Source organism: Edaphobacter modestus, assembly GCF_004217555.1.
In the GTDB taxonomy this organism is placed as follows: domain Bacteria; phylum Acidobacteriota; class Terriglobia; order Terriglobales; family Acidobacteriaceae; genus Edaphobacter; species Edaphobacter modestus.
The window spans coordinates 3,521,868-3,544,978 of sequence record NZ_SHKW01000001.1 but is presented as its reverse complement, the minus strand read 5'-3'; the positions used below and the strand labels follow the sequence as shown (position 1 = coordinate 3,544,978).

The 23,111-nt window shown below is 59.3% G+C and carries 18 protein-coding genes; 12 read left to right on the top strand and 6 right to left on the bottom strand.

What is annotated here, in order from left to right:
• Positions 1-15: 15 nt before the first annotated feature.
• Both BDD14_RS15095 and BDD14_RS15090 read left to right on the top strand, forming a co-directional pair.
• Positions 16-354 carry a hypothetical protein gene (locus tag BDD14_RS15095; RefSeq protein ID WP_130419529.1) on the top strand — a complete coding sequence of 113 codons (339 nt, stop codon included), beginning with the start codon at positions 16-18 and terminating at the stop codon, positions 352-354.
• Between the two features lie 366 nt (positions 355-720).
• Complete coding sequence (locus tag BDD14_RS15090) at positions 721-2,013, top strand: vanadium-dependent haloperoxidase (RefSeq protein ID WP_130419528.1); 1,293 nt, start codon at positions 721-723, stop codon at positions 2,011-2,013.
• 49 nt (positions 2,014-2,062) lie between these two features.
• Here the strand turns inward: BDD14_RS15090 and BDD14_RS15085 are convergent, their stop codons facing one another.
• A complete protein-coding gene (locus BDD14_RS15085; RefSeq protein ID WP_207231749.1) occupies positions 2,063-3,892 on the bottom strand; it encodes a glycoside hydrolase family 35 protein in 1,830 nt (609 codons plus the stop codon).
• 164 nt (positions 3,893-4,056) lie between these two features.
• Here BDD14_RS15085 and BDD14_RS15080 point away from each other — a divergent pair, with 164 nt between their 5' ends.
• The gene (locus BDD14_RS15080) at positions 4,057-4,899 is read left to right on the top strand and encodes a helix-turn-helix domain-containing protein (RefSeq protein ID WP_130419527.1); all 843 of its coding nucleotides are present in this window, start codon (positions 4,057-4,059) and stop codon (positions 4,897-4,899) included.
• Between the two features lie 62 nt (positions 4,900-4,961).
• Here the strand turns inward: BDD14_RS15080 and BDD14_RS15075 are convergent, their stop codons facing one another.
• From BDD14_RS15075 to BDD14_RS15060, 4 genes are all read right to left on the bottom strand, one after another.
• Positions 4,962-5,534, bottom strand: a complete 573-nt coding sequence (locus BDD14_RS15075; protein ID WP_165420090.1) for a cupin domain-containing protein — start codon at positions 5,532-5,534, stop codon at positions 4,962-4,964.
• Between the two features lie 226 nt (positions 5,535-5,760).
• Entirely contained in the window at positions 5,761-7,284 is a 1,524-nt protein-coding gene (locus BDD14_RS15070; RefSeq protein ID WP_242617965.1) for an outer membrane beta-barrel protein, read from the bottom strand.
• A 242-nt stretch (positions 7,285-7,526) separates the two neighbouring features.
• Positions 7,527-8,561 (bottom strand): aldo/keto reductase, encoded by a 1,035-nt coding sequence (locus tag BDD14_RS15065; protein ID WP_130419525.1) that lies wholly within the window; start codon positions 8,559-8,561, stop codon positions 7,527-7,529.
• Positions 8,562-8,780: 219 nt separating this feature from the next.
• Entirely contained in the window at positions 8,781-10,727 is a 1,947-nt protein-coding gene (locus BDD14_RS15060) for an ATP-dependent DNA ligase (protein ID WP_130419524.1), read from the bottom strand.
• 117 nt (positions 10,728-10,844) lie between these two features.
• On the opposite strand from BDD14_RS15060, the gene cysK reads away from it, so the two are divergent.
• From cysK to prfA, 3 genes are all read left to right on the top strand, one after another.
• Positions 10,845-11,903, top strand: coding sequence for a cysteine synthase A (cysK, locus tag BDD14_RS15055; protein ID WP_130419523.1), 1,059 nt, complete (start codon positions 10,845-10,847; stop codon positions 11,901-11,903).
• Between the two features lie 2 nt (positions 11,904-11,905).
• Entirely contained in the window at positions 11,906-12,475 is a 570-nt protein-coding gene (locus tag BDD14_RS15050; RefSeq protein WP_130419522.1) for a P-loop NTPase family protein, read from the top strand.
• A 207-nt stretch (positions 12,476-12,682) separates the two neighbouring features.
• Positions 12,683-13,759, top strand: coding sequence for a peptide chain release factor 1 (gene prfA / locus BDD14_RS15045; RefSeq protein ID WP_130419521.1), 1,077 nt, complete (start codon positions 12,683-12,685; stop codon positions 13,757-13,759).
• A 14-nt stretch (positions 13,760-13,773) separates the two neighbouring features.
• Here the strand turns inward: prfA and BDD14_RS15040 are convergent, their stop codons facing one another.
• Entirely contained in the window at positions 13,774-14,559 is a 786-nt protein-coding gene (locus tag BDD14_RS15040) for a class I SAM-dependent methyltransferase (RefSeq protein ID WP_130419520.1), read from the bottom strand.
• Positions 14,560-14,657: 98 nt separating this feature from the next.
• On the opposite strand from BDD14_RS15040, the gene BDD14_RS15035 reads away from it, so the two are divergent.
• The 6 genes from BDD14_RS15035 to BDD14_RS15010 all read left to right on the top strand — a co-directional run bounded on the left by BDD14_RS15035 (position 14,658) and on the right by BDD14_RS15010 (position 23,083).
• On the top strand, positions 14,658-15,494 hold the full coding sequence (locus tag BDD14_RS15035; protein WP_130419519.1) for a hypothetical protein: 837 nt from the start codon (positions 14,658-14,660) through the stop codon (positions 15,492-15,494).
• Positions 15,495-15,500: 6 nt separating this feature from the next.
• Positions 15,501-16,097, top strand: a complete 597-nt coding sequence (locus tag BDD14_RS15030; RefSeq protein ID WP_130419518.1) for a hypothetical protein — start codon at positions 15,501-15,503, stop codon at positions 16,095-16,097.
• 110 nt (positions 16,098-16,207) lie between these two features.
• The gene (locus tag BDD14_RS15025) at positions 16,208-17,383 is read left to right on the top strand and encodes a glycoside hydrolase family 27 protein (protein ID WP_130419517.1); all 1,176 of its coding nucleotides are present in this window, start codon (positions 16,208-16,210) and stop codon (positions 17,381-17,383) included.
• Between the two features lie 346 nt (positions 17,384-17,729).
• Entirely contained in the window at positions 17,730-18,581 is an 852-nt protein-coding gene (locus BDD14_RS15020; RefSeq protein WP_130419516.1) for a VOC family protein, read from the top strand.
• A 14-nt stretch (positions 18,582-18,595) separates the two neighbouring features.
• Complete coding sequence (gene prmC, locus BDD14_RS15015) at positions 18,596-19,450, top strand: peptide chain release factor N(5)-glutamine methyltransferase (RefSeq protein ID WP_130419515.1); 855 nt, start codon at positions 18,596-18,598, stop codon at positions 19,448-19,450.
• Between the two features lie 210 nt (positions 19,451-19,660).
• Positions 19,661-23,083, top strand: coding sequence for a TonB-dependent receptor (locus BDD14_RS15010; protein ID WP_130419514.1), 3,423 nt, complete (start codon positions 19,661-19,663; stop codon positions 23,081-23,083).
• Positions 23,084-23,111: the final 28 nt, after the last annotated feature.

Sequence of the window (23,111 nt, the reverse complement as noted above, 5' to 3'; positions counted from 1 at the left end):
CCGTGAGGTGCGCAAATGGCGATCACACCGCCTCGGGCACTGCATGTCCCCTGTTCAAATTGTTTCAATCGACTGCCCCCTCTTGGCTTGACGGGTACTCCGACTGCCGACAATACCTCCCTGACCTGCACGGCCTTTGAGGGACAGGTAGTCACTTTCACCGGGAATTTCATCAACGCCACCTTCACCGGGACATACAGCATCCACGGTGGATGCGCCGCTGGTGATCAGGGAAGCGTCTCGGACATCAACATTCCTTATATCGCTAACCTTTTGAACGGAACCTTCCATTCCACACAAGGGAACTTCAACGTGGGCAGGTGGCATCGGTCAGAGCGGCAGCGCCAGCTCTGAGGGTAGCTTTGAAATCACCGGAACTGCCACTTTCGATACGCACTGCTTCAGTGCGGAGATGATTTAGGCCGGGATCATTTCCTTCCGGCAGTTTCATTGTTGGCATGTCGGTAGCTCTCGAATTTGAGACTAGCAACGGGCGTCGTCACTTTTGTCGGGACCCTGAACCAGCATAGAAGTGAAATTAGCGGGAACTACACCGTCTCTGGTGGCAGCTGTACTGATAACAGTACGCAGTCCTGCGTGTTTCGAGCCCATGGGATTATTGAGGCGCCCGGACACGCGCTTCGGTACGGGCACCATGCCCTCTACCGCAAGAATGCAGGTCACACTGCCCGAAGGCAGTGAGAATTGGGAGGAAGCACAATGAAGAGGATGCAAGGTGGCGCAACGAAGAGGACTTTTGGCCTATGCCTATTGATGGCGACTCTACTGGTCGGGCCTGCTGTCGCAAAGACAGATGCCGTCCTGGACTGGAACGTAATTGCGATCAACATCACGAGCGGCCAGAACCCGTTCGTCCAGGCGCGATATGCAGCGATTGTGCAACTCGCTGTCTTTGAAGCCGTCAACTCCATCACTGGCGACTATCGACCGTATCTTGGGAACATCGTCGCGCCCCATGGCGCCTCGGCCGACGCAGCAGCCATCCAGGCTGCCTATCGAGTGCTCAGTACCTATTTCCCGGCCAGCTTGACGGTGCTTGATGCTGCTCGTGCGAATTCGCTGGGTTTGATACCGGACGGTCCAGCCAAGAGTAAAGGCATAGCGACGGGCGACGCCGCAGCGTATGCGATGATCGCTCTTCGAGCCAACGACGGCTCGTCGCCGCCGCAATTCAAGATACCCGCCCCGCCTGTTCCAGGTGAATGGCAGGCCACACCGAGTTGTCCAATCGTGAATGGAACCGCGGTCGGAGTCTTCTTTCAATGGCAGAACGTAAAGCCGTTCGGCATCCCGAGTGCGAGTGAGTTTCTCCTCAATCCGCCGCCAGCGCTCAAGAGTCGCGAATACGCGAAAGCGTACAACGAGGTGATGTCGGTAGGGAGCCTCAACAGCACAGAGCGGCCACAAGATCGGGCTGATGTCGTGGTCTTCTACGCGGCCTCCTCGCCAACCCTGATATTCAATCAGGCCGCAAGGCAGGTCGCGCAACAACAGTGGCGTTCGCTGTCCGAGAACGCCCGAGCCCTGGCCCTCATCAACATGGCGATCAACGACGGCGCGATCGCTTCATTCTTCAACAAGTACCACTACAACTTCTGGCGTCCCGAAACCGCGATCCGTGCAGGTGACACGGACGGCAACCGGAAGACCGACCCCGATCCGAACTACCTGCCATTCATCCTGACCCCATGTTTCCCGGGCTATCCCTCAAACCACGGCAGCTTATCCAATGCGGGAGCCGAGGTCCTGAGACGCCTTTACGGCGAAGCTGGACATTCGATTACATTGTCAAACCCGGCAGTACCCGACATCGTGTTGCAATACGGATCATTCATGCAGATTACAGACGACATCTCCGACGCTCGCGTTTACGGCGGGATACATTTTCGATTCGACCAGACGGCAGGAGCTCGCCTGGGCCGGGCTGTCGGCAGAGCAGTCTACAAGAAGAACTTGCGTGCCATGTACGGTTACGACCGGGATGATGACTAAATGGTGAGCAGAAGGTCGATGGTGTCCTAACCGCACCGACAGTTGCTGTTCACGGGTGGCCTGCGTCTGTGCCCAGCGCAGGCTTGTCCAGGCCGCGTACCGCGCGCCCCATCTTTCCTTCGAGGTCAAACACGATCACCTCATTTTCTCCCTTCTGCAGCCACGGCGCCGGCGTATAGAGGGTCTTCTGTGGGCCTGCGTTCCAGACTCTTCCGAGAGCATGGTCGTTGAGCCATAGCTGACCCTTGGTGAAGTCCGTGGTGTCGAGGAACGTGTCCGCTGTTTGCGTGAGACTGAAAGTGCCGCGATAGAAACATGGACCCTCACAGACCTTCTTCGCAAAGGGAAGTTTCTCGGTGTGGGTCATGGTCAGGGGATAGATCTCCCAGCCGAGAAGCGGCTTCCCTGCAAGCGTAACCTCTCGCGTGATTCCAGCGCGCTCGCTGTTGATGGTTTTGCCGAAGTTCACACGTCCGGTATTTTCGACCAGGATATCGAGCTGAGCACCCACGGTTGCGTACAGCGTGATGCGATCCTGTCTCAAGCGGCGGTCGATCGTTCCCGCCAGCTTTTTATTTACGTAGACCTTCGCATAGCTATGGAGCGCATCGAGCACCAGCTCGCCTGCGACATCAGCCTTGAGGTGCGTTCGATAGAGGATGTACCCGTAGGCCTGGCCGATCTGCTCCATACTTTCAACGGTGTCGGAGCGGATCGCGATGGGAAGGTTATCCCAGAGCGAGGCTGTCTCGAGCAGCGCGACGGCGGGCACGGTCATGGGAGCGGCGACCTTTGGGACGGGTGTCGGTGTAATCCCGGTGGCTTTGGCGATGGTGTCGCGCATGGCGAAGTACTTCGGCGTGGGTCGTCCGCTCTCATCGAGTGCCGAGTCGTAGTCGTAGCTGGTTACGTCGGGTTCGTAACTTCCCTTGCCGTCGGTGTTGGCTCCGTTCATCCAGCCGAAGCTGGTGCCTCCGTGGAACATGTAGATGCTGACGGAGTAACCCTGCTCGAGCATCCACTTGAAGTTGGCCACCTGTGCGTCGGCATTGGTGTGCGCGTGCTTTCCTCCCCAGTGATCGAACCAGCCTGCCCAGTACTCGCTGTTGATGAAGGGGCCGTTGGGACGGACCTTCTTGAGCGTGGCGAAGGCCTTCTCGGCATCTCCAACTTTTTCGCCGCCGAAGTTGATGCCGACGGGCAGGTCGGGCAGCGAGCCGTCGGGAACCTGCTCGGGGCCGTCGGCAGTGTAGAGCTGTGACTTCGTGAAGCCGGCGTCGACGAGGAGCTTGTGGATCTGCTGCATGTAGGCGTGATCGTTGCCGAAGGAGCCGTACTCGTTCTCGACCTGTGTGAGGATGATGGGGCCGCCGTTGCCGATCTGCAAGGGCGCGAGCTCCTGGCCGAGGCGCTTGATCCATCGTGCGGCGGGCTGCATGAACTTCGGGTCGGTGGTGCGCACGACGATGCCCTTGTCCTTGAGCAGCCATGCGGGATAGCCGCCCCACTCCCACTCGGCGCAGACATAGGGGCCGGGCCGAAGGATGACGTAGAGGCCCTCCTGCTGGGCCTCGCGGATGAACTCGGCGATGTCGTTGTTGCCGGTGAAGTCGTAGACGCCGGGCTGCGGCTCGTGGACGTTCCAGAAGACGTAGGTGGTGATGGTGTTCAGGCCCATCGCCTTTGCCATACGGAAGCGCTCGCGCCAGTAGGCACGCGGGATGCGCGGGTAGTGCATCTCGCCGGAGATGACGCGGAAGGGTTTGCCGTCGAGGGTAAACTGCCCGTCGGCTACGGCAAAGGTATGTGCCTTCAGGAAAGAAGAAGCTGCAAGACAAAGCCCCAGGAACGATGTCAAAACGATGTAATTTCTTCGCACTTCACTCCTCAAAACGGTCGAGCGTCGCAGGGACGGATCGCTGTAAATTACAGCACACTATGCGTTTCCACGCTGCGGCCGTCGCGCACGGCGGCGAAGAATCCTTTGCGGGAGGCGCTCATCCAAATGACGACGGGTCGTGAACGGTCACGATCAGGAAACTGATGACAGAAGTCCATTCCATTCAACAGAATTCCGCCTTGTCTTCAGGCAAAGTACTGGGACCCTATGTGCAGATTGCGGAGATCGAGGTGCCACCAGGGGTGTGGGAGATTCCTGCATCCTCCGAGGTCAGTCTCGGTTTGGCGCTTAGCGACCTCTCGGCGACCTGGTTCGAATCGGCGACGTTGCGAAACGGCACAGTCGCAGCGGGAAACACCAGCATCTGCCGCGTGGAAGAGTTTCGCAAATTCGAGATGAAGTCTGATGCGAAGTTTGCACTCTTCTCCCTTCAGCCGGAGGCATTTACACAAGGCGAAGGCAACAGCAGCCTAGGTATTCAGCCGTCCGATCTTCTCGAAGACAGTTCGCTTCGCGCACTGCTCAGCGTGCTGCTCTCCGAGCAACAAAGCCGTTTTGAGAGCGGTCTGCTGTTTCTCGATAGTATGACAATCACGCTGGCCGAGTATCTGAAGAGCAGATATTCCAGCATGGCGTTGCAGGCAAGGTCTCACAAAGGCGGCCTGGCACGATCCGCTCTTCGCCGCTGCATCGATTACGTCGATGCTCATATCGACCATGATCTCCGGTTGGAAGATCTTGTTCGAGAGAGCGGTGTTAGCGCGTCGCACCTCATCCGCAGCTTTCGCACGAGCACGGGCAAGACACCGTATCAATTTGTTCTCGAACGACGCGTCGACCGGGCGAAGGGATTGATGCGCGATTCCCGGCTTGGCTTGACTGAGATAGCGCTTGCTACCGGCTTTGCCAATCAACATCATCTCTCTCGCGTCTTCCGCAAGACGGCTGGCATTACGCCAAGTCAATTTCGCCTTGCACTGGGCTAAAGCTAGTCTCAAAAGAATCGCGCCTCGACCACAACGTATTTCGAAGGTCGAGGCGCAACAGGTTAGATTCCTATCACCGTCGTACGATCCTTTAGCTCTTGCAGGACCTCGCGGCCATTGCTCAAGCTCGCCTGCGGGAAGTACATATCCTGCTTCAGCGCCTCCTGCATCAAGTGGATGTATTCCTGCGGATCGGCGCCGGTGGTGACGGTCTGCGGCGAATCCACGTCGACCTCCTGTGCCAGCCGGTCGAAGAGGACCTGGTGATAGTAGACCGAAAAGCTGAGAAAGCGGCTCGGCTTTTCGGTACGATTGTGAAATGCATGCAGGCGATTGATCGGGACGATCACTGTCTCTCCCGCTGCGCACCGCACCCACTCCTCCTCTCCCTGGTCGTTAACTGTGACAAAGTCCGTCCGTCCTTGCAGGACGTAGAACACCTCGGAATACGGATGGCTATGCAGCGGGATGCCATTCTCCGGAAGCAGATCCATCTCATAGAGGCTCGTCGTGTATCCGGTATCTTCTCCGGTGGCCTTCCATGTAAGGCGAGCATTGCCGATCTGAACCGTCTTTCCTTCTCTGTGTCCAAGCTTGCGTACAGGTTTGCTGGGAGCAATTGATTGCATCTTCATCTGTTTTTCCTCACATTCCAGGCCCATGATTGTGCCTGTTGTGAGTACACCAGCGATGGTCCTGCGCGTTGTATCTGTTGTTCTCGAACCGTATCCGGAATTGCCGCGAAGCTGGGGACACGCGCCCCAAATAGAAAAGCAGCCATCCCAGGCGAGAGGATGGCTGCTGAAACGTTCAAAAAAATCCGGGTTACCTTTGCCTCCGTTGTTTTGGAACTTAATGCCGTTAGAACTTGTAGATCATGTCGACACCGAAGAAGAACTGGTTCCTCGCCGTGCCGTTGTTGTAGCCCGGACGGTCCCAGGAGTGATCGAAGCGGATCTCAGGCCGTACCAGGATCGTAGACCCGAAGTACTTCGTCGCATACAGCGTGTTCTCCGTGTACTTGCCGGGGATACCCGTGCGCTGGCCCTTCTTGTCGTTGAGCAGGTCCGAGCGGAAGCCGACGAAGAGATGCGGGTTGAACTCGCGGTTCACGTAGTTGACGACCGCATACTCTGGCGCCGTGCAGGTGAGCTGGCCGGGGGCGCAGTACGCTCCGTTTGCTCCGATCTCTGTGGGAACCGGGTTCTCGACATTGCCGGCGACGTTCGGAACCTCGCGCTGGTACATGTACCAGGCCTCGGTCGCCATGTGCCATTTCGCATTGAACTTGTGGTACCAGGTGGCGTCGTAGTGCTGCAGGTTGTTGTACGCATACTTGCCGTCGTTGATGCCGTTCGCGCAGGCGTAGAAGTTATCGTGATTCGTCTTCGTCGAGTAGTTCAGACAGGCGATGGCCGAAGGCTTGGCATCGTCGGACCATGGTGCTACATCGTGTCCCGCCGAGATGCCGAGCTGCACCATCCACTGCTTCGTCAGCTTCAGGGTCGCAATCGCACCGGTGTCGGTAAAGGGGTCGATCGTGTAGAGCAGCGAGTGCGACATGTTGTAGTTGTTCGGTGCAAGCTGCGCCTCGATGCCGGGCACGGAGAGGAAGCGGCCGATGCGAATGTTGAGACCTTCCTTCACGGGGAAGTAGAGGTCGAGGTACTCGAGCACCGGATCGAATCCGTAGCGGCGATTCTTCTGCAGCAGCTGCTGGCTGAAGTAGTCCTTGGCCGTCGTGAAACGATAATCGTTGCCGAAGAACGCCGTCAGGTGATAGCCCCAGTCGAAGTGCTCCTTCTGCACGGTATTGGGCAGGCGCTCGAGGTAGATCACCGCCTGGTTCAGTACCACGGAGTTGGGATAGACGTCGTAGGAGAGGGGGTAGTTGCTCTTCGACGATGTACTCCCATTGACGCTTGCGGCGATCCATCCATAGATCTTCGTCCGGCTGTTCTGTTTGCCCAGTGCCGTCATCAGCGGATAGACATTTCCATCCGGCACGCCGATGGCTGGCGAGCCGCCGTATCCCCAGTCGGAGCTGGGAAACGGAGGCGAATCGAGCGGAGCATCGAGCATCCGGCGCGGGGATGAAGAGGACGGAAGTTTTCCTGTCCAGTCGGCCTTGTAGTAGCCGCCAAGCCGCTGAAAGAAATTTCCTGAGGGGGTTGTGTGATTTGCGGCGTCGCTTTGTGCATCGCCAGCGAGAGAATCTGACATTCCGGGTACTTTGTACAGGATCCCTGCCGAACGGTTTTCGGTCGAAGCAATCTGAATGGCCTCAGAAGAACCACTTTGCGCGAGCGCAGCAGTCGCGCTGCACGCAAGAAAAAAGCTCAGGCACGCAGTTCGCGTCGAGCCAGATTTATTACTAGTCTTCATTACCTCTCCTGCCGGTGGCTTGTTTACGATGAACTCGTCGTGGAGATCTCATCGCCAGCCACTAGACGGCATGACTGAGCATACGCAGCGCGGCGTAAAAAAGCCGTAGGAAGTCAGTTAAGGATTTGTAAGTGACCTTTGAAATGAAGGCTTTGAGACAAGTAAGGTCTTGAGAAAAAGGGCCACGGACGATCGCCGCGGCCCTTTTCTCTTTGTGCATTTTTTCTCTCTGCTCGTAGGTTTTACACCGGCAGAGGATTGCGCTCTCCGAACTGCGCCTGATGCCAGTAGGGATAAGCGCGCTCGACCTCACTGGCCTCGTGAAGCTTCTTGACGTGCTCGGGGTCGAGCTTCCAGCCCACCGAGGCGAGGTTTGCCTTCAACTGTTCTTCGTTGCGAGCACCGATAATCAACGTAGAGACCGTGGGCCTTCCCAGCAGCCAGTTGAGCGCAATCTGCGGAATCGTCTTTCCGGTCGCCTTCGCAACTTCATCCAACGCGTCGACTACTTTGTAGACCAGCTCGTCATCGGGTCGAGGGCCGTTGTCGACGACAACCTTTGTCTGCAGGCGGCTGTCCTTGGGCAGCGGCTGGCCGCGGCGGATCTTGCCGGTGAGGCGTCCCCAGCCGAGCGGCGACCACACGAGCGCGCCGACACCCTGGTCGAGCGCGAGCGGCATCAACTCCCATTCGTAGTCGCGGCCGACGAGCGAGTAGTAGACCTGGTGGCCGACATAGCGCGCCCAGCCGTAGCGCTCACTGACGCTCAACGACTTCATCAGGTGCCAGCCGGAGAAGTTCGAGCAGGCAATGTAGCGCACCTTGCCGTCGCGGATGAACTGATCGAGCGTGTTCATTACCTCGTCGATTGGAGTCAACGCGTCGAAGCCGTGCATGTGATAGACATCGACGTAGTCGGTGCCGAGGCGCTTCAGGCTTCCGTTCAACTGCTGAATCATGTGATAGCGGCTCGAGCCTGTGTTGTTGGGACCCTCGCCGAAGCGGAAGGTTGTCTTCGTCGAGATCAGGACGTCCTCGCGCTTGTAGGCCTTGAGCGACTTGCCGAGGGCCTCTTCGCTCGAGCCGTTGGAGTAGACGTCGGCGGTGTCGAAGAAGTTCAGCCCCGCGTCCATACAAATGCCGACGATGCGGTCGGCCTCCTGCTGCGTCGTCTCCGACCACGCCTTGAAGAACTCGTTGTTCGCACCAAACGTGCCTGCACCGAAGCAGAGCTCCGGCACCTTCAATCCCGATCGTCCAAGCTGTCTGTATTCCATAAGCTATGGATGCTCCTCACCTTGATTTTGTTTCGAGGATAGCCCCATGAGTGAGAAAAAACTGTGAACGAGTGCATGCGCTGCACCTCGGACTGGGCTTATCCGCTCGCGGCCTCGCATGCCGGGTTCCTGACCCAGAGGATCGGTCTGTTGTGTCAGGCAGCGGCGGAGTACGCTCCAACACCCGCAAGGCATGCGCATCTTTTCGGAAGCTTTGGTCTAATCCTCGCTGGCTGTCTCGACCTCGACTGGCTTGTCGACCTGTGATTGATAGATCTCTTCCACGCGCTCGACCGTGTCGATCTCGGTGACGGGCTTGTCATCACGGATCCGCACGATGCGCGGAAAGCGCAGGGCGAATCCGCTGGCATGCCGGTCGCTGCGCATGATGTTGTTGAAGGCGACCTCCAGAACCCTGAGCGGCTCGACCGTGCGGAAGAAGCCGCGATCCTCGAGGGTGTGGTCCATCATCCATGCGCTCAGCTCCGCGATCTCGGCATCGGTGAGGCCGGAGTACGCCTTGCCCACATTCAGCAACTCGCCGGTCGTCTCATAGTCGGGGCCGCGCACGGCGAAGGTGTAATCGCTGAGGATTCCGGCTCGCTTGCCGTGACCGAACTCGGCTCCCGTGACCACGACATCGAGCGTTGCCAGCTCGCGCTTGAGCTTCAGCCATGCCAGTCCACGACGGCCGGGCTGATATACCGATTCTGCTGCCTTCAGCATGACACCTTCGTTGGCGCGTGCGCGTGCATCGGCGTAGGCGCGTTCGATGTCTTCGACGGACTCCACCAGCCGCGATGGCGCCAGCATCAACCGCTCGATGGAATCCCCGTCGGGCTCCGCGAACATGACACCCTGCGGCAGCTTGCGGCGTTCATCCACGGCGAGAGGAGAGCGTGCGGTCTCGACGAGACGCTCGACCACTGCTTCCAGCCGATTGCGTCTCTCGCGCAGGGGAAGGTTCAGCAGAAGCTCTCCGTCGGCGAAGATCAGGTCGAACACCATAAAGACGACGGGAACCTGCTCGCGCCACGCATTCGAGACGCGCTTGCGGCCGATGCGCTGGCCCAGCACGGCGAAGGGCAGGGCACGGCCTTCCTTGAGATCCCAGCCCAGGATCTCGCCGTCGAAGATGAGTGGCCCCGTGGCCGCGCTGCTGGCCGTCGCAAATGCCTCCTCGAGCTCGGGATAGCTTTCGGTCACATCTTCTTTATTGCGGGAGTAGATAGCGACGCGGTCCGGCTGGCTCGGATCGCCGCAATGCAACTGTGCCCGCATGCCGTCGTACTTGTCTTCGAGGAAAGCGGCGATGATGCGTTGCCCGGGCGCGATAGGAGACTCGGAGAGAGTGGCTTCGGGAGAAGCAGCGTCTGTCTCCTTATCTGTGTCGTCCCCCCTGGTCTTTTTCTTTTTCGCCTTCTTCGCAACAGCCGCAATCTCCGGCTTCTGCTCGAAACGCTCCACTGCTTCTTCCGGAGTTTCGACGGGCGAGGCGAGCATGAAGCCGAGCGGATGAAAGAGCCGCATGCGCGCTTCGCTTAAGGTTCGTTCGAAGGCACGCCGAACGGCAAAGCCGAGATCGGCCTCGAGCATAACGGCGTGGCGCACCTCGGCAACCGAGCTCGACGAAGCTGCCGCGATGGCCTCTTCCACCAGGCTCTGCTTCACGCCGATGCGCATGTCTCCGATCATCAGCTTCAACAGATACTTTGCTTCAATGGGTGTGGCCCGGCGCAGCAAGCCCTCAACCAGGCCGGCGCGCACCGCCGTCGTTCGCGCCACGGCCATGGCAGCGAATGCCTCGGCCACTTCGGCGAGGGATAATCGGCTGTCCCCGGCATCCTTCGTGCTGAGCAGATCGAACCCCGCGGCCCCAAGATCGCCGTGCTTTCGATAGGCAGCGGTCAACGCGACCTGCGTCGCCCCGCTTACCTCCAGAAGAGCCTTCGACAACAGCGCCCCTCCCGCGTTCAGCTTGCGCGGATCTGCCTCGGCGAAGGGGGTTCCGGCGATGGAAAGCGCGAATCTTCCCGCGTCTTCGCTCTCGGGAGCAGCTTCATGCACCGTGCGAATCGCCTCCGCAATGGCAGCCCGCTTCTTCAGCCGGCTTGCCTCGCCGGCCAGCATCTCCGCAAGATTTGCCACATCCCGAAACAGAGCCATCCAGAAATGACCTCATATTTACATCTTGAATGGATGCCGAAACCGGCTGCTCCATCTAGAATTTCCATCAGACATCCGTGGGCCACGTACGGCAAATCTGAGTGCCAGGAGCAACAAGTGGGAAAACGATACGCCAACATCCTTGAAACCGTCGGCAATACGCCTGTCGTAAAGATCAATCGGCTGGCTCCCCCGGATGTAAACCTGTTTGTTAAGGTGGAAGCCTTCAATCCGCTGGGTTCGGTCAAAGACCGGCTTGCCCTTGGCGTGATCGAGGATGCCGAGCGCACCGGAACACTGAAGCCGGGGCAGACGGTTGTAGAAGCGACGAGTGGCAATACCGGCATCGGCCTCGCCATGGTCTGCGCCCAGAAGGGATACCCGCTCGTGCTTTGCATGGCCGAGACCTTCTCGGTCGAACGCCGCAAGCTGATGCGGTTCCTAGGGGCCAAGGTGATCCTTACCCCCGGGCCCGCCCGCGGTACCGGCATGGCGGCCAAGGCGAAGGAGCTCGCCGACGCCCACGGATGGTTCCTTGCGCGCCAGTTCTCCAACGAGGCCAACGCCGACTTTCATTCCAAGACGACCGCTGTCGAGATTCTCGAAGACTTCCGTGGCCAGAAGCTCGATTACTGGGTGACCGGCTTCGGCACGGGCGGAACGCTGAAGGGCGTCGCGCGTGTTCTGGCGAAAGAGAGTCCCGACACGAAGGTTGTTCTCTGCGAGCCCTCGGATGCTCCGATGGTCGCGAGCGGCATTCCTCAGCCGCGCAATCCCGACGGCGAGCCCTCCGGTAGCCACCCCTCCTGGAAGCCGCATCCGCAGCAGGGCTGGAGCCCGGACTTTATCGCCAAGCTTGCCGAGGACGCGGTCAATGCCTACAAGATCGATCAGGTGCTCGCCATCGAGAACGCCGAGGCTATGAAGTGGAGCAGGGAACTCGCACGCAAGGAGGGCATCTTCGTGGGGATCACCTCAGGAGCCACCTTCGCCGGAGCGATCCGCATCGCCGAAAGCGCTCCCAAGGGCTCCACCATTCTCTGCATGCTGCCCGATACCGGCGAGCGCTACCTTTCGACGCCTCTCTTCGGCGACATTGGCGTCGATATGAGCGAGGAAGAGATCGCGATCATGCAGTCGACCCCGAGTGCCTGGCTGCAGCCGACACCCGCGTAGCGATGAAACTGATCTTTCTGCACGGACCGGCGGCGTCAGGAAAGCTCACCGTGGGCAAAGCTTTGCATGAGCTGACTGGCTTTCGCCTGTTTCACAACCACCTTGTCGTGGACGCCCTGCTGTCCGTCTTTCCATTCGGAACGCCATCGTTCGTTCGGCTGCGCGAACAGATATGGCTCTCTGTCTTTGAGGCAGCCGCGAAGGACGATGTCTCCACTATCTTCACCTTCGCACCCGAATCCACCGTCAATCCCGGCTTCATCGAGGCCGCTGTTGCCGCTGTGCAGCGAGGCGCCGGCGAGATCTGCTTCGTCGAGCTGACCTGCCCGGTCGATGTGCTCGAGCAGCGGATGGAGAACCCCTCGCGAGCCCAGTTCCTCAAGCTGCGGTCCGTGGAGGTCTTCCGCGAGCTCCGCCAGAAGGGAGGCGACCGCTTCCCGGAGCTTCCTTCGTCAGGGTTATCGATCGACACCAGCACTGTGGAACCCGCTGACGCGGCCCGCAGAATCTGCGAGTACTTTCAGCTCCGCATCCTGTCAGCCACTCCTGTCATCCAGAATCCCGGGACGTGAGGGGAGCCAAAAACTCTTAGCTTGAGTGTATTTCGTCTCATGAACCCACTCCTACGGGAGTAACATCTAATAAGAGATGCGAATTGCAGCCGAAATCCCGGTGTTTCTTCCCGGCGTGGCCCCCAGCCGCCACGATTTCGCCTAGCTGCGCCCAACTCGCTCTTTCCCGCTTCAATCCCCTTTGTACATAAAGATTTAGGAGTTCCTATGTTCGACCGCCTTGACCAGATGGAAGCGCGCTACGAAGAGTTGGGCCAGCAGCTTGCCGACCCCGCGCTCGTCACCGACCAGAAGAAGTTCTCCGCCACCGCCAAGGCGCACCGCGACCTCGAGCCCATCGTTGAGAAGTTCCGCGGGTACCGCAGTGTGAAGCAGGGCGTCGCCGACGCGAAGACCATGCTTGCCGAGGACGACGCCGACATCAAGGAGATGGCCGAGGCCGAGCTTCTCACGCTGGAGCCGCGCCTCGCCGAGATGGAAGAAGAGCTGAAGGTCATGCTGCTTCCCAAGGACCCCAACGACGACAAGAACATCATCATCGAGCTGCGCGCCGGAACCGGCGGCGACGAGGCCGCCATCTTTGTCTCCGAGATGTTCCGCACCTACCTGCGCTTCGCCGAGCAGCATAAGTGGAAGGTGCAGGTGCTCTCGACGTCGGAGACGGGCATCGGCGGCGGCATGAAGGAAGTTACCGCGATCTTTGAAGGCGACAAGGTCTACTCGCAGATGAAGTACGAGTCCGGCGTGCACCGCGTGCAGCGCGTTCCCGCCACCGAGACCCAGGGGCGCGTGCACACGTCTGCAATCACGGTGGCGGTCCTGCCCGAGGCCGAAGAGGTCGATATCAAGATCGAAGCCAAAGACCTCCGCGTCGATACCTTCTGCTCCTCAGGCCCCGGAGGACAGTCGGTCAACACCACATACTCCGCCATCCGCATCACTCACATTCCGACGAACACCGTCGTCAGCTGCCAGGACGAGAAGTCGCAGATCAAGAACCGCGAAAAGGCCATGCGTGTTCTACGCGCCCGCCTCTACGAGGTCGAGGAAGAGCGCATCCACCAGCTGCAGGCGAAGGACCGCAAGCAGCAGGTCGGCACCGGCGACCGCTCGGAGAAGATTCGTACCTACAACTTCCCGCAGAACCGCCTGACCGACCACCGCATCGGCCTCACCACGCACCAGCTCAACATGGTGATGGAAGGCATGCTGCAGCCCACCATCGATGCACTCATCGCGCACGACATCGCCGAGAAGATGAAGGCCGAGACCACAGCGGCGTAAGGCTGCTGCTGCCGTTATAGCGCGTCGTCTTTCGCCAGCCGGATATCCATCTGGTAGAACCGGAAGGTCTTCTCGTCGCCGGCGACTACGCTGTAGCGGTCGAGCACGTCGCGGATGAATTCCGGCTTCGCCTCCTCGGGAAGCCGGCGCGTCCACTCGATGAAGGTCACGGAGCCGAACGCGAAGAAGCCTGCGCGCGATCCGAAGTTCCACGACTTGTCCTTCACGTCCATGCTCACTACGTGCAGGCCATTCCCCTCGGCAAGCTCCGCGTACTCTGCCGCGGTCAGCTGCAAATAGGGGTCTTGATAGCCGTCGTAGTAGCTGGCCCATCTCTGGGACTTCCGTGTCTCTTCCAGCACATCTTCAAGGCTCTTGCGCTCACCCTTCGGCACCAGACGAAGCTGCGCCGACGCTCCGGTCTTCATGGCACCGCGAATCGCACGCAACGCTTTGGCCTGTTCCGGAATCCAGTGCAGTGCGTTGAACGAGACAATGAGGTCAAACTCGTCTTCGTAGCCGATCCTGCGTATGTCCGAGACGGCAAAGCGGAGGTTGGGGTGAGTGGCTGGGCCGAAGTGGTCTGTCGCAAAGGCGATCATGTCGGCGGAGGCGTCCACACCGACGATCCGGCCCTCGGGGAGGCGCGCGGCGATCTCTGCCGTTACCTTGCCGTTGCCGCAGCCAAGGTCCAGGACGCTCTTCGCATCTCCCAGGTCGAGCAGGGACAACACCTCCGCCGCCATCGCCTGTTGCAACGCCGAGATCCTCGCATACTCAGGCGCATTCCACTCCGTCATCGCGGATTCCCCGTCTTCGGTCCGATCCTACCGCAAGCCCTTGGCATAACCCCGCTTCTTCGGCGACAATTCTGCGCACAGTAACTCTGGAGTCTCCGTTGCGTTTTTGTTTGCCTGCAGGCCACGTTCTCCGGGTCGTCCTTCTGACCAGCTTCCTTCCGCCCATGGCGGCCGCGCAGTCACTCGTCGCGCCTGACACGCCTGCTCCCCAGCCCTCGCTGCCGGATATTCTCTTGCGTCTGCAGGAGAATATGTGGGATTACCTGTCCAGCGTTCCCAACTTCTTCTGCGACGAGCGTGTGGTCTCTACCATGAAGCAACCCGACACACGCGAAACGAAAACGACCAGCGAATCTGTCTTTCGTCTCGTGCGATCGAAGACGATTGGAGAGGCGCCATCCTTCTCCGAGACTCGCGAGGTCAGGACCGTCAACAGGCACGCCGCAAAGGGCGACGAGATTCATGGCCCGGCTATCTTCAGCGGAGCGTTCAGCACCGCCTCCGGCGTCGTCTCGCTCGAAATGGCGCGTTGCTTCAATTACATCCTTGAGCCGATGGGGCAACTCAACAAAGCCCCCGCTATTGTGATCGACTACACCATCAATCCTGACGTGCTCCATGACAACTCTTGCCCCGGCCCGGAGAAACAGTCCGGACGTGCCTGGATCGATCCCACCAGCTTTCGCCCGCTGCGTGTCGAGATGGTCATTCCCAATCACATCGACAATAACGGCAGGCCCACCCTGTGGACGTGGGCCGTAGACTACGCGCCGGTTGTCTTCGACTCAAAACAGTTCTGGATGCCTAGGACCATCACCTCGAACGCGGTGAGCAACGACGCCTTCGCCGAGTGGTCGTTTACGGCAAGCTACAGCAACTACCACAAGCTCACCGTAAGCTCGCACATCATCACCGATATTGATGACAAGAAATAGGTAGGAATGACAAAAATCTCACCGCTGACCAAATCAGAAAAACTCTTCGAATTATTTCTGCACGCTAATGATCTTCGGTTCATACGGATAGTTGTCGAAAGCGATCCGCGACCAGACTATCAAGTCTCATTCGATGGCTTCGATCTGATTTTTGAGATAACCCAGATTGACAAAGACAAAAACTTTGGCAAGATCTCGTCTCGAACTCCGGGTAGCCATATACGTTCCAAAATATCGCAGAAGAGAAAACAGATTAAATGGGGAACTGACCAAGGAATACCATCAATTCTTTTGGTCAATAATCAACTCGACTTAGTCTTCCAAATGTTTGGGACGGAGGAAGGGGATTTCATAGCTGCCATGTACGGTGAGTACACATTGGCAGTCAACAAGGTTTCGGGCCAAATTACGGACGCCTACCACGGTAAAAACCAGTCGTTAAGAGAGGACACTAATACCTCGTTTAGTGCAGTTGGCCATCTTTACACCCGAGAGAATTTACCGAAGATATTGATATTCGAGAATGTTTTTACGAAATCAAAAATCCCGTATGACAAGCTACCTTCTTGTTTTGAGGTCAGGAGATTTGCAATCACAACATGATTGCTTAACTGATATGAAATAAATCTGTTCAATGAACCCGGCGTTTGACAAGCGTCCCACTAATCCGTCTCATGGAGTCCTCTCGAAATTAACTGGAGGATCATCACCGAATGCGTCGTTGCCTTTTCCTTGTCGCTCTCATCTTTGCTTCCCTGCCTCTCACCGCGCAGAAGCTCGCCGCCACTCCGCCCATGGGCTGGAACAGCTGGAACTGGTTCGCCGGCAAGGTCACGGATGCCGACATCCGCAAGGCCGCGGACCTTATGGTTTCAAGCGGCATGCGCGACGCCGGCTATGTCTACGTCAACATCGACGACACCTGGGAGGGCAAGCGTGACGCGAACGGCGTCCTCCACACCAACGAGAAGTTTCCCGACATGAAGGCGCTCGCCGATTACGTGCACTCCAAGGGCCTCAAGATCGGCATCTACTCCTCGCCCGGCCCCCAGACCTGCGCCCGCTACGAAGGCTCCTTCGGGCATGAGGAGCAGGACGCAAAGACCTACGCCGAGTGGGGCATCGACTATCTCAAATACGACCTCTGCAGCTTCCGCGACAACATGAAGCAGGCCTACCCCAACGATCCCGACGCGCAGGACAAGATGATGCGCGACGCCTACATGAAGATGCACAACGCGATCGTCAAGACCGGCCGGCCCATGGTCTACAGCCTCTGCCAGTACGGCTTCGATCAGGTCTGGCAGTGGGGTCCGGAGGTCGGCGCCAACCTCTGGCGCACCACCAATGACATCAGCGCCAACTACAACAGCATGATGCTCATCGCTCTGGCGCAGGCCGGCCTCGGCAGGTACGCCGCTCCGGGGCACTGGAACGATCCCGACATGCTCGAGGTGGGCAACGGCAAGATGAGCCACGACGAGAACATCTCCCACATGACCATGTGGTCCATGCTCGCCGCTCCTCTCATCGCGGGGAACAATCTTACCCAGATGAACGACGACGTTCGCTCCATCCTCACCAACCGCGACGCCATCGCCATCGACCAGGACAAGCTCGGCAAGCAGGCCGAACGTGTCTTCTCCGGGGACGAGATCGAGATCTGGTCGCGCCCTCTTTCCGACGGCTCCGTGGCGCTGGCCATCTTCAACCTATCTCACGACCGCAACGTCATGCGCGGACTCAAGCTGCCGCTGAAGCAGGTCGGCTTCGCCAACGGTGCCCACGCGCGCGATCTCTGGGCCGCCAAAGACCTCGGCATGATTAAGGACACCAATGCCTTCACGCTCCCCACTCACGGCGCGGTTTTGCTCAGGCTGACAAAGTAAGCGGTCTAACTAGAGCCTGCGGAGGAGAGCATGTGTCAGTTCGAGTCCGCAGGTTTCTTAAACCTGCCAAAGAGGTAATAAGTCGTGGCGAAGAAGAGAATGAAGTTCAATATAACCGCGAGGCATAAGTACAAGTAGGCATGGTCTGAATGAATTCCTTGCGGGAATATGAGTGCCGCTGCAAGCATTCCTGGAATAGGGATAAACTCGGATGCCAGTCCGACAGCTGAAGAGATAACCAGTCTAGTAGTTTTTCTCATCTGCCAATACTCGCCACTTCAGTCGATGAACTGCAAGACCTAATCTGCGAAAATTACTTTCAGATAAGCCCGAGGACTCGACGCCCATGCTTCAACGCCGCAAGCCTGCCTCTCTGCGCCGCATCGCCGCTCTCGCGATCGCATTTCTCGCCTCTCCGCTCCTTCACGCGCAGCAGCAGCACACGCCGCCCCTGGCGGGAGTCGCCCATATCGCGATCCGCGTGCGTTCTCTCGAGGCCTCCCGCGAGTTCTACGAGAAGCTCGGCTTTGAGGAGGCATTCGACCTCAAAGATAAAGACGGCAAGCCCCGCGAAAGCTTCATCAAGATCAACGATCATCAGTTCCTTGAGCTCTATCCGGCGAACCCCGAGATTCCGAAGGAAGCCTCCATCGGCTTTCTGCACGTCTGCTTCGAGGGCGACGACCTCCAGGCGATTCACGACGATTACGTGGCGCACGGGCTGACACCCACGCCGGTTCGCAAGGCCGGAGCCGGCAATCTGCTCTTCACCGTTGCCGGCCCAATCGACGCCAATGGCACTGCTCAGAACCTGGAATACACTCAGTATCAGCCCGGCTCGCTTCACTCCAACGACCAGGGCAAGCATGTCGGCCAGGATCGCATCGCCGACTCCATCGGCTCCGTTGCGATCGCGATGAAGGACCCAACAGCCGCCCGCGACTTCTACCTCAACCAGCTCTCCTTCAAGTCCATCGCAGGCGATCCCATGTTTCTGCACATGCCCGGCAACTCCGGCCAGGAGATCGAGATCGCCAACATAGCACTCGGCTCCAAGGCACGCTTCATCCTTCGCTCGGAGAACCTCTCGAAGGCCGCACGCATTCTCCACAAGCAGAACATCTCCGTCCTCAAATCGAAGGACACCCTGACGGTCTCCGATCCCGACGGCAATATCATCATGATCCGCAGTCTGTAGATGGAGCCATCACGTTGACTCTTCAGCAGGCGCTTCTCTCCGCGGCCCGGCAGCTGGCCGAAGACCCTCAGCTCAGCGACACCGCACGCCGCGACGCCGAGTCGCTGATGCTGCACACCACCGGCATCTCGCGTGCGGCCCTGCTGGCCGATCCCGCTCGGCTGCTTACCCCCGAACAGCTTCGCAGCTACGAAGCTTCGATCGCCCGCAGGCTGCGCCACGAGCCGCTCCAGTACATCACCGGTGCGCAGGAGTTCTATGGCCTTCCCTTCCGCGTCACACCCGCTGTCCTCATTCCACGGCCCGAGACCGAACATCTTGTCGAGGCCGTGCTGGAGCGCCTGCCACACGACCGTTCCCTCGCAATCGCGGACATAGGCACGGGCTCCGGAGCGATCGTCTGCGCGCTGGCGACTCATCTTCCCCAGGCAAATCTGCTGGCCCTCGACCTTTCGCCACCCGCACTCGAGATCGCCCAGGCAAACGCTGTCGCGCTGAACGTGTCGGAGCGCATCCTCTTCGTCCTCTCCGATCTTCTGGACGCACTTCCCCGGCAGCAGAGGCAGGGGGCCTTCGATGCGATCGTCAGCAACCCTCCCTACGTCCCAGAGGAAGATGCCGCGGAGCTTCACCCGCAGGTGCGCGACTACGAACCTGCCTCAGCGCTGTTTTCCGGCGCCGGCGGTCTTGAAATTTACAAGCGGCTCATTCCGCAGGCCCACGAAGCGCTGAAGCCGGAGGGACTGCTTGCGCTCGAGATCGGCCACGGCCAGCGCGACGCCGTCGCAGGCCTTCTCTCAGGCTGGCGTGATGTGGACTTCGTCCACGACCTTCAGTCGATTCCGCGGGTGGCCCTTGCCCGTAAGTAGTGTCCGGTAGACGAACTTCAGCGTTTTGCGGTCGTATTGGTCTGACCAAGTGCTCTGATTGCCACCGGCTCGACTCCAAAAGGTGAACTAATTCTATTGACAGTGAAGAAAGCCCATCCATATAGTCCTGTGGCGCGAATGAAGAGCTGTTTCTAAGCCGTGAAAGAAAGCCGTTACGCGCGGAATCGACTTACTTCCGAGGCCCATCGTATGCGACGAAATCTAATAATTGGACCATCCAATCTGCTTCTGTTGCTTGCACTTCTCCCACTGATGCTGCTCCCGAAGGCGTGGGCGCAGGCAGCGGGCACGGCCAGCGTTCAGGGAACCGTCACCGACCCCACCGGCGCAGCAGTCCCCAACGCCAAGGTCACCCTCACCAAGACCGACACCGGAACCAGCCGCATCACCGTCTCCGACGGCAGCGGCCTCTATGCGCTTCCCAACGTTCCCGTCGGCCCCTACTCGCTCACCGTCGAGGCGACCGGCTTCAGCGGCTACACACAGAAGGGAACCCTCGAGGTCGGCAACAACATTCAGATCAATCCGGAGCTTACCGTCGGCTCCGCCACCGAGCACGTCGAGGTGCAGGCGTCCGGGGCCACGCTTGAGACCGAGACCAGTACCTTCAAACAGGTCATCGATCAGGCACGCATCACCGAGCTTCCTCTAAACGGACGTCAGGCGACGCAGCTCGTCCTTATCTCGGGTGGCGCTGTCACCGCTCCCTCGGGCGACATGGTCGGCAGCAAGAACTACGCCAGCTCCGTCGTCATCGCTGTAGCCGGAAGCCAGGGCAACTACAACAACTACGTCCTCGACGGCGGCTACCACACCGACAACTTCACCAACGTTAACCTGCCGTTCCCCTTCCCCGATGCGCTGCACGAGTTCTCCGTTGAATCCAACTCACTTCCCGCGCGCAGCGGCCTTCACCCGGGCTCGCTGGTCAATGTCGTCACCAACTCCGGCAGCAACCAGTGGCACGGCACCGCATTCGAGTTTCTGCGCAACAACATCATCAACGCGACCAACTTCTTCTCTACCGCCAAAGACACCGTCAAGCGCAGCCAGTTCGGCGGAACCCTCGGCGGGAAGATCATCTCCGACAAGCTGTTCTTCTTCGGCGGCTATCAGGGCACGCGCGAGAAGAAGGTCGGCAACTCGACCGGCTACTGCCTGCCCACGCCCGCCATGCTGAATGGTGACTTCAGCCAGATGCCCACCAGCGGCAACTGCGCCCGCGCCACCGCTGCGTTCCGTGACCCTACTACCGGAGTCCTTACACCAAGTCGCCAGATCAACCCGGCGACCTTCAGCCCCGCCGCCAGGGCCCTGCTGAGCTATCTGCCGCTCTCGCAGGCGGACTCCGTCGGCCGCGTCAACGTCGCGCTTCCTGGCAACAACACCGAAGACCAGTACATCGGCCGCGTCGACTTCACCTGGAGCCCACGCCACTCCCTCTTCGGCCGCTACTACCTCACCAACTACAACGCCCCCAGCTACTACTCTCCAACCAACATTCTGCTCACGACAGTCCCCGGTAACGACCAGCGCGTACAGAGCTTCACCCTCGGCGACACCTTCCTCATTACACCGAAGATGGTCAACACCTTCCACGGGACGTACTCCCGCCGCCGCAACAATCGCGGACCGACGGCCGGCGGCATCAACGCCAACACCGTTGGCATCAACATCTTCACCTACGTCCCAGTGGACCTCCGTATCCAGATGACCGGGGGCTTCCAAACGGGTTGCGGAACGTGCTCGCCCGGCTATTTCAACGTCAACACCGAGGACTTCTCCGACGATGTCGACTGGCTGGTCGGGAAACATCAACTCGCCTTCGGCGGCGAAATCCTCCGCACCGGCGATAACACCCGCGCCGGATACCTCTTCAACGGCAGCTTTACTTTTGCCGGTCTCGCGTCGGGCGAAACATTGGCGGATTTTCTGACCGGTCAACTGACTGGCGCTCCGGTTGCGTTCGGCCAAAGCCGCAGCCAGGACACCACCTATCGCCAGACCGTCTTCGGCCTCTACGCTCAGGACACCTGGCACCCCCGCCCGAACCTCACCATCAACTACGGTGTCCGTTGGGAGCCCAACCTCTATCAGGTTGATAAATTTGGCCGCGGCAGCACCTTCGACCGCGCCGCCTTCGACGCCAACCAGCACTCCACAGTATTCCCCAATTCTCCGGCGGGCTCCTTCTACTACGGCGATCCGGGGGTATCTAAGTCATTCACCAGCAACCAGTTGGCCAACGTCTCCCCTCGCGTGGGTGTCACGCTCGATCCCTTCGGTACCGGGAAGACCGTCTTCCGTATGGGTGGCGCCATGATGTACGACACCCCGTCGCTCTACATGTCGCAGCGCCTAGCGTCCAACCCTCCCTTCGTCAATGAGATCGGTCTGAACGGCCAGGTTCCCTTCGACGACCCATGGCGTGGATATCCCAATGGAAATCCCTTTCCCGGCGTCTTCCCACCCGATGCAAGCGCAACCTTCCCCACCAACACGCAGTGGGTGCTGCTGCAGCGGACCATGAAAACTCCCGTTATCTACCAGTGGAATGCCAGTGTCCAGCAGGACTTCGGCAACGGATGGATGTTCTCCCTCAACTACCTGGGTAACCAGCAAGCGCACCAGTGGCTGGGAAATGGAATCAACCCAGGAGTTTATATTCCGGGGAACTGGACCGGACCTGGATCGTGCAACGGTATATCGCAGATTCCGGTGAGCAGCGGAGTGAATACCGTTCTCTATCCGCAAGTCGGGCAGCCTTGCTCAGCGACTTCGAATACCAACGCCCGTACCCAGCTGTCGCTGGTCAACAGCACGCAGGGACAGGGTTACGGCCCAACCATGACGCTCATTACCGATGGCGGTACCACCAGCTACAACGGTGTCATCGCCGCCATCCAGCACCGCATGTCGGACAACTTCAGCTTCCTGGCCAACTACACCTGGTCAAAGTGCCTTGCAGTTGCCGACAACCCGGGTGACGTTGCCGGACCCGCGTTCGAGCACACCGACAACCCGCGGCTGGATCGCGGTCCCTGCGGCTTCGACGTTCGCCACATCTTCAACACCACCCTGGTTGCTCGCAGCCACTTCGCCGGCCTGCAAGGCTGGAAGGGCGCGCTGGCCAACGGGTGGCAGGTCGCGCCTCTCATTCGCATTCTCTCCGGCTCGCCGTTCAACGTTACCTCCGGGATAGACAACTCCCGGACCGGAATAGGCCTCGATCGGCCGAACCTTATCCCCGGCGTTCCTCTCTACACCGGCAACAAGATTCAGCGGACGGGCGCCAACCTTGCTTACCTCAACCGGGCGGCATTTACGCAGAATGCTGTGGGAACCTACGGCAATCTCAGCCGCAACGCCTTCCGTACTCCCAGCTTCTATAACGTCGACCTCGCCGTCAGCCGTATCTTCCCCATCCACGAGAGACTTGCCTTCCAGCTCCGCATGGAAGCTTTCAATGTCATGAACCATCCCAACTTCACCGTCACAAGCGCGAGTGGGGCCTCCGCTTTCACGACTGCGCTAAACTCCGGAACCTTCGGCAATGTCACCGGGGCCGCCGACCCTCGTATCTTCCAGCTCGCAGGCAAGTTCACCTTCTAACTTCACCGGCGTCAAAACCGACGAGCCG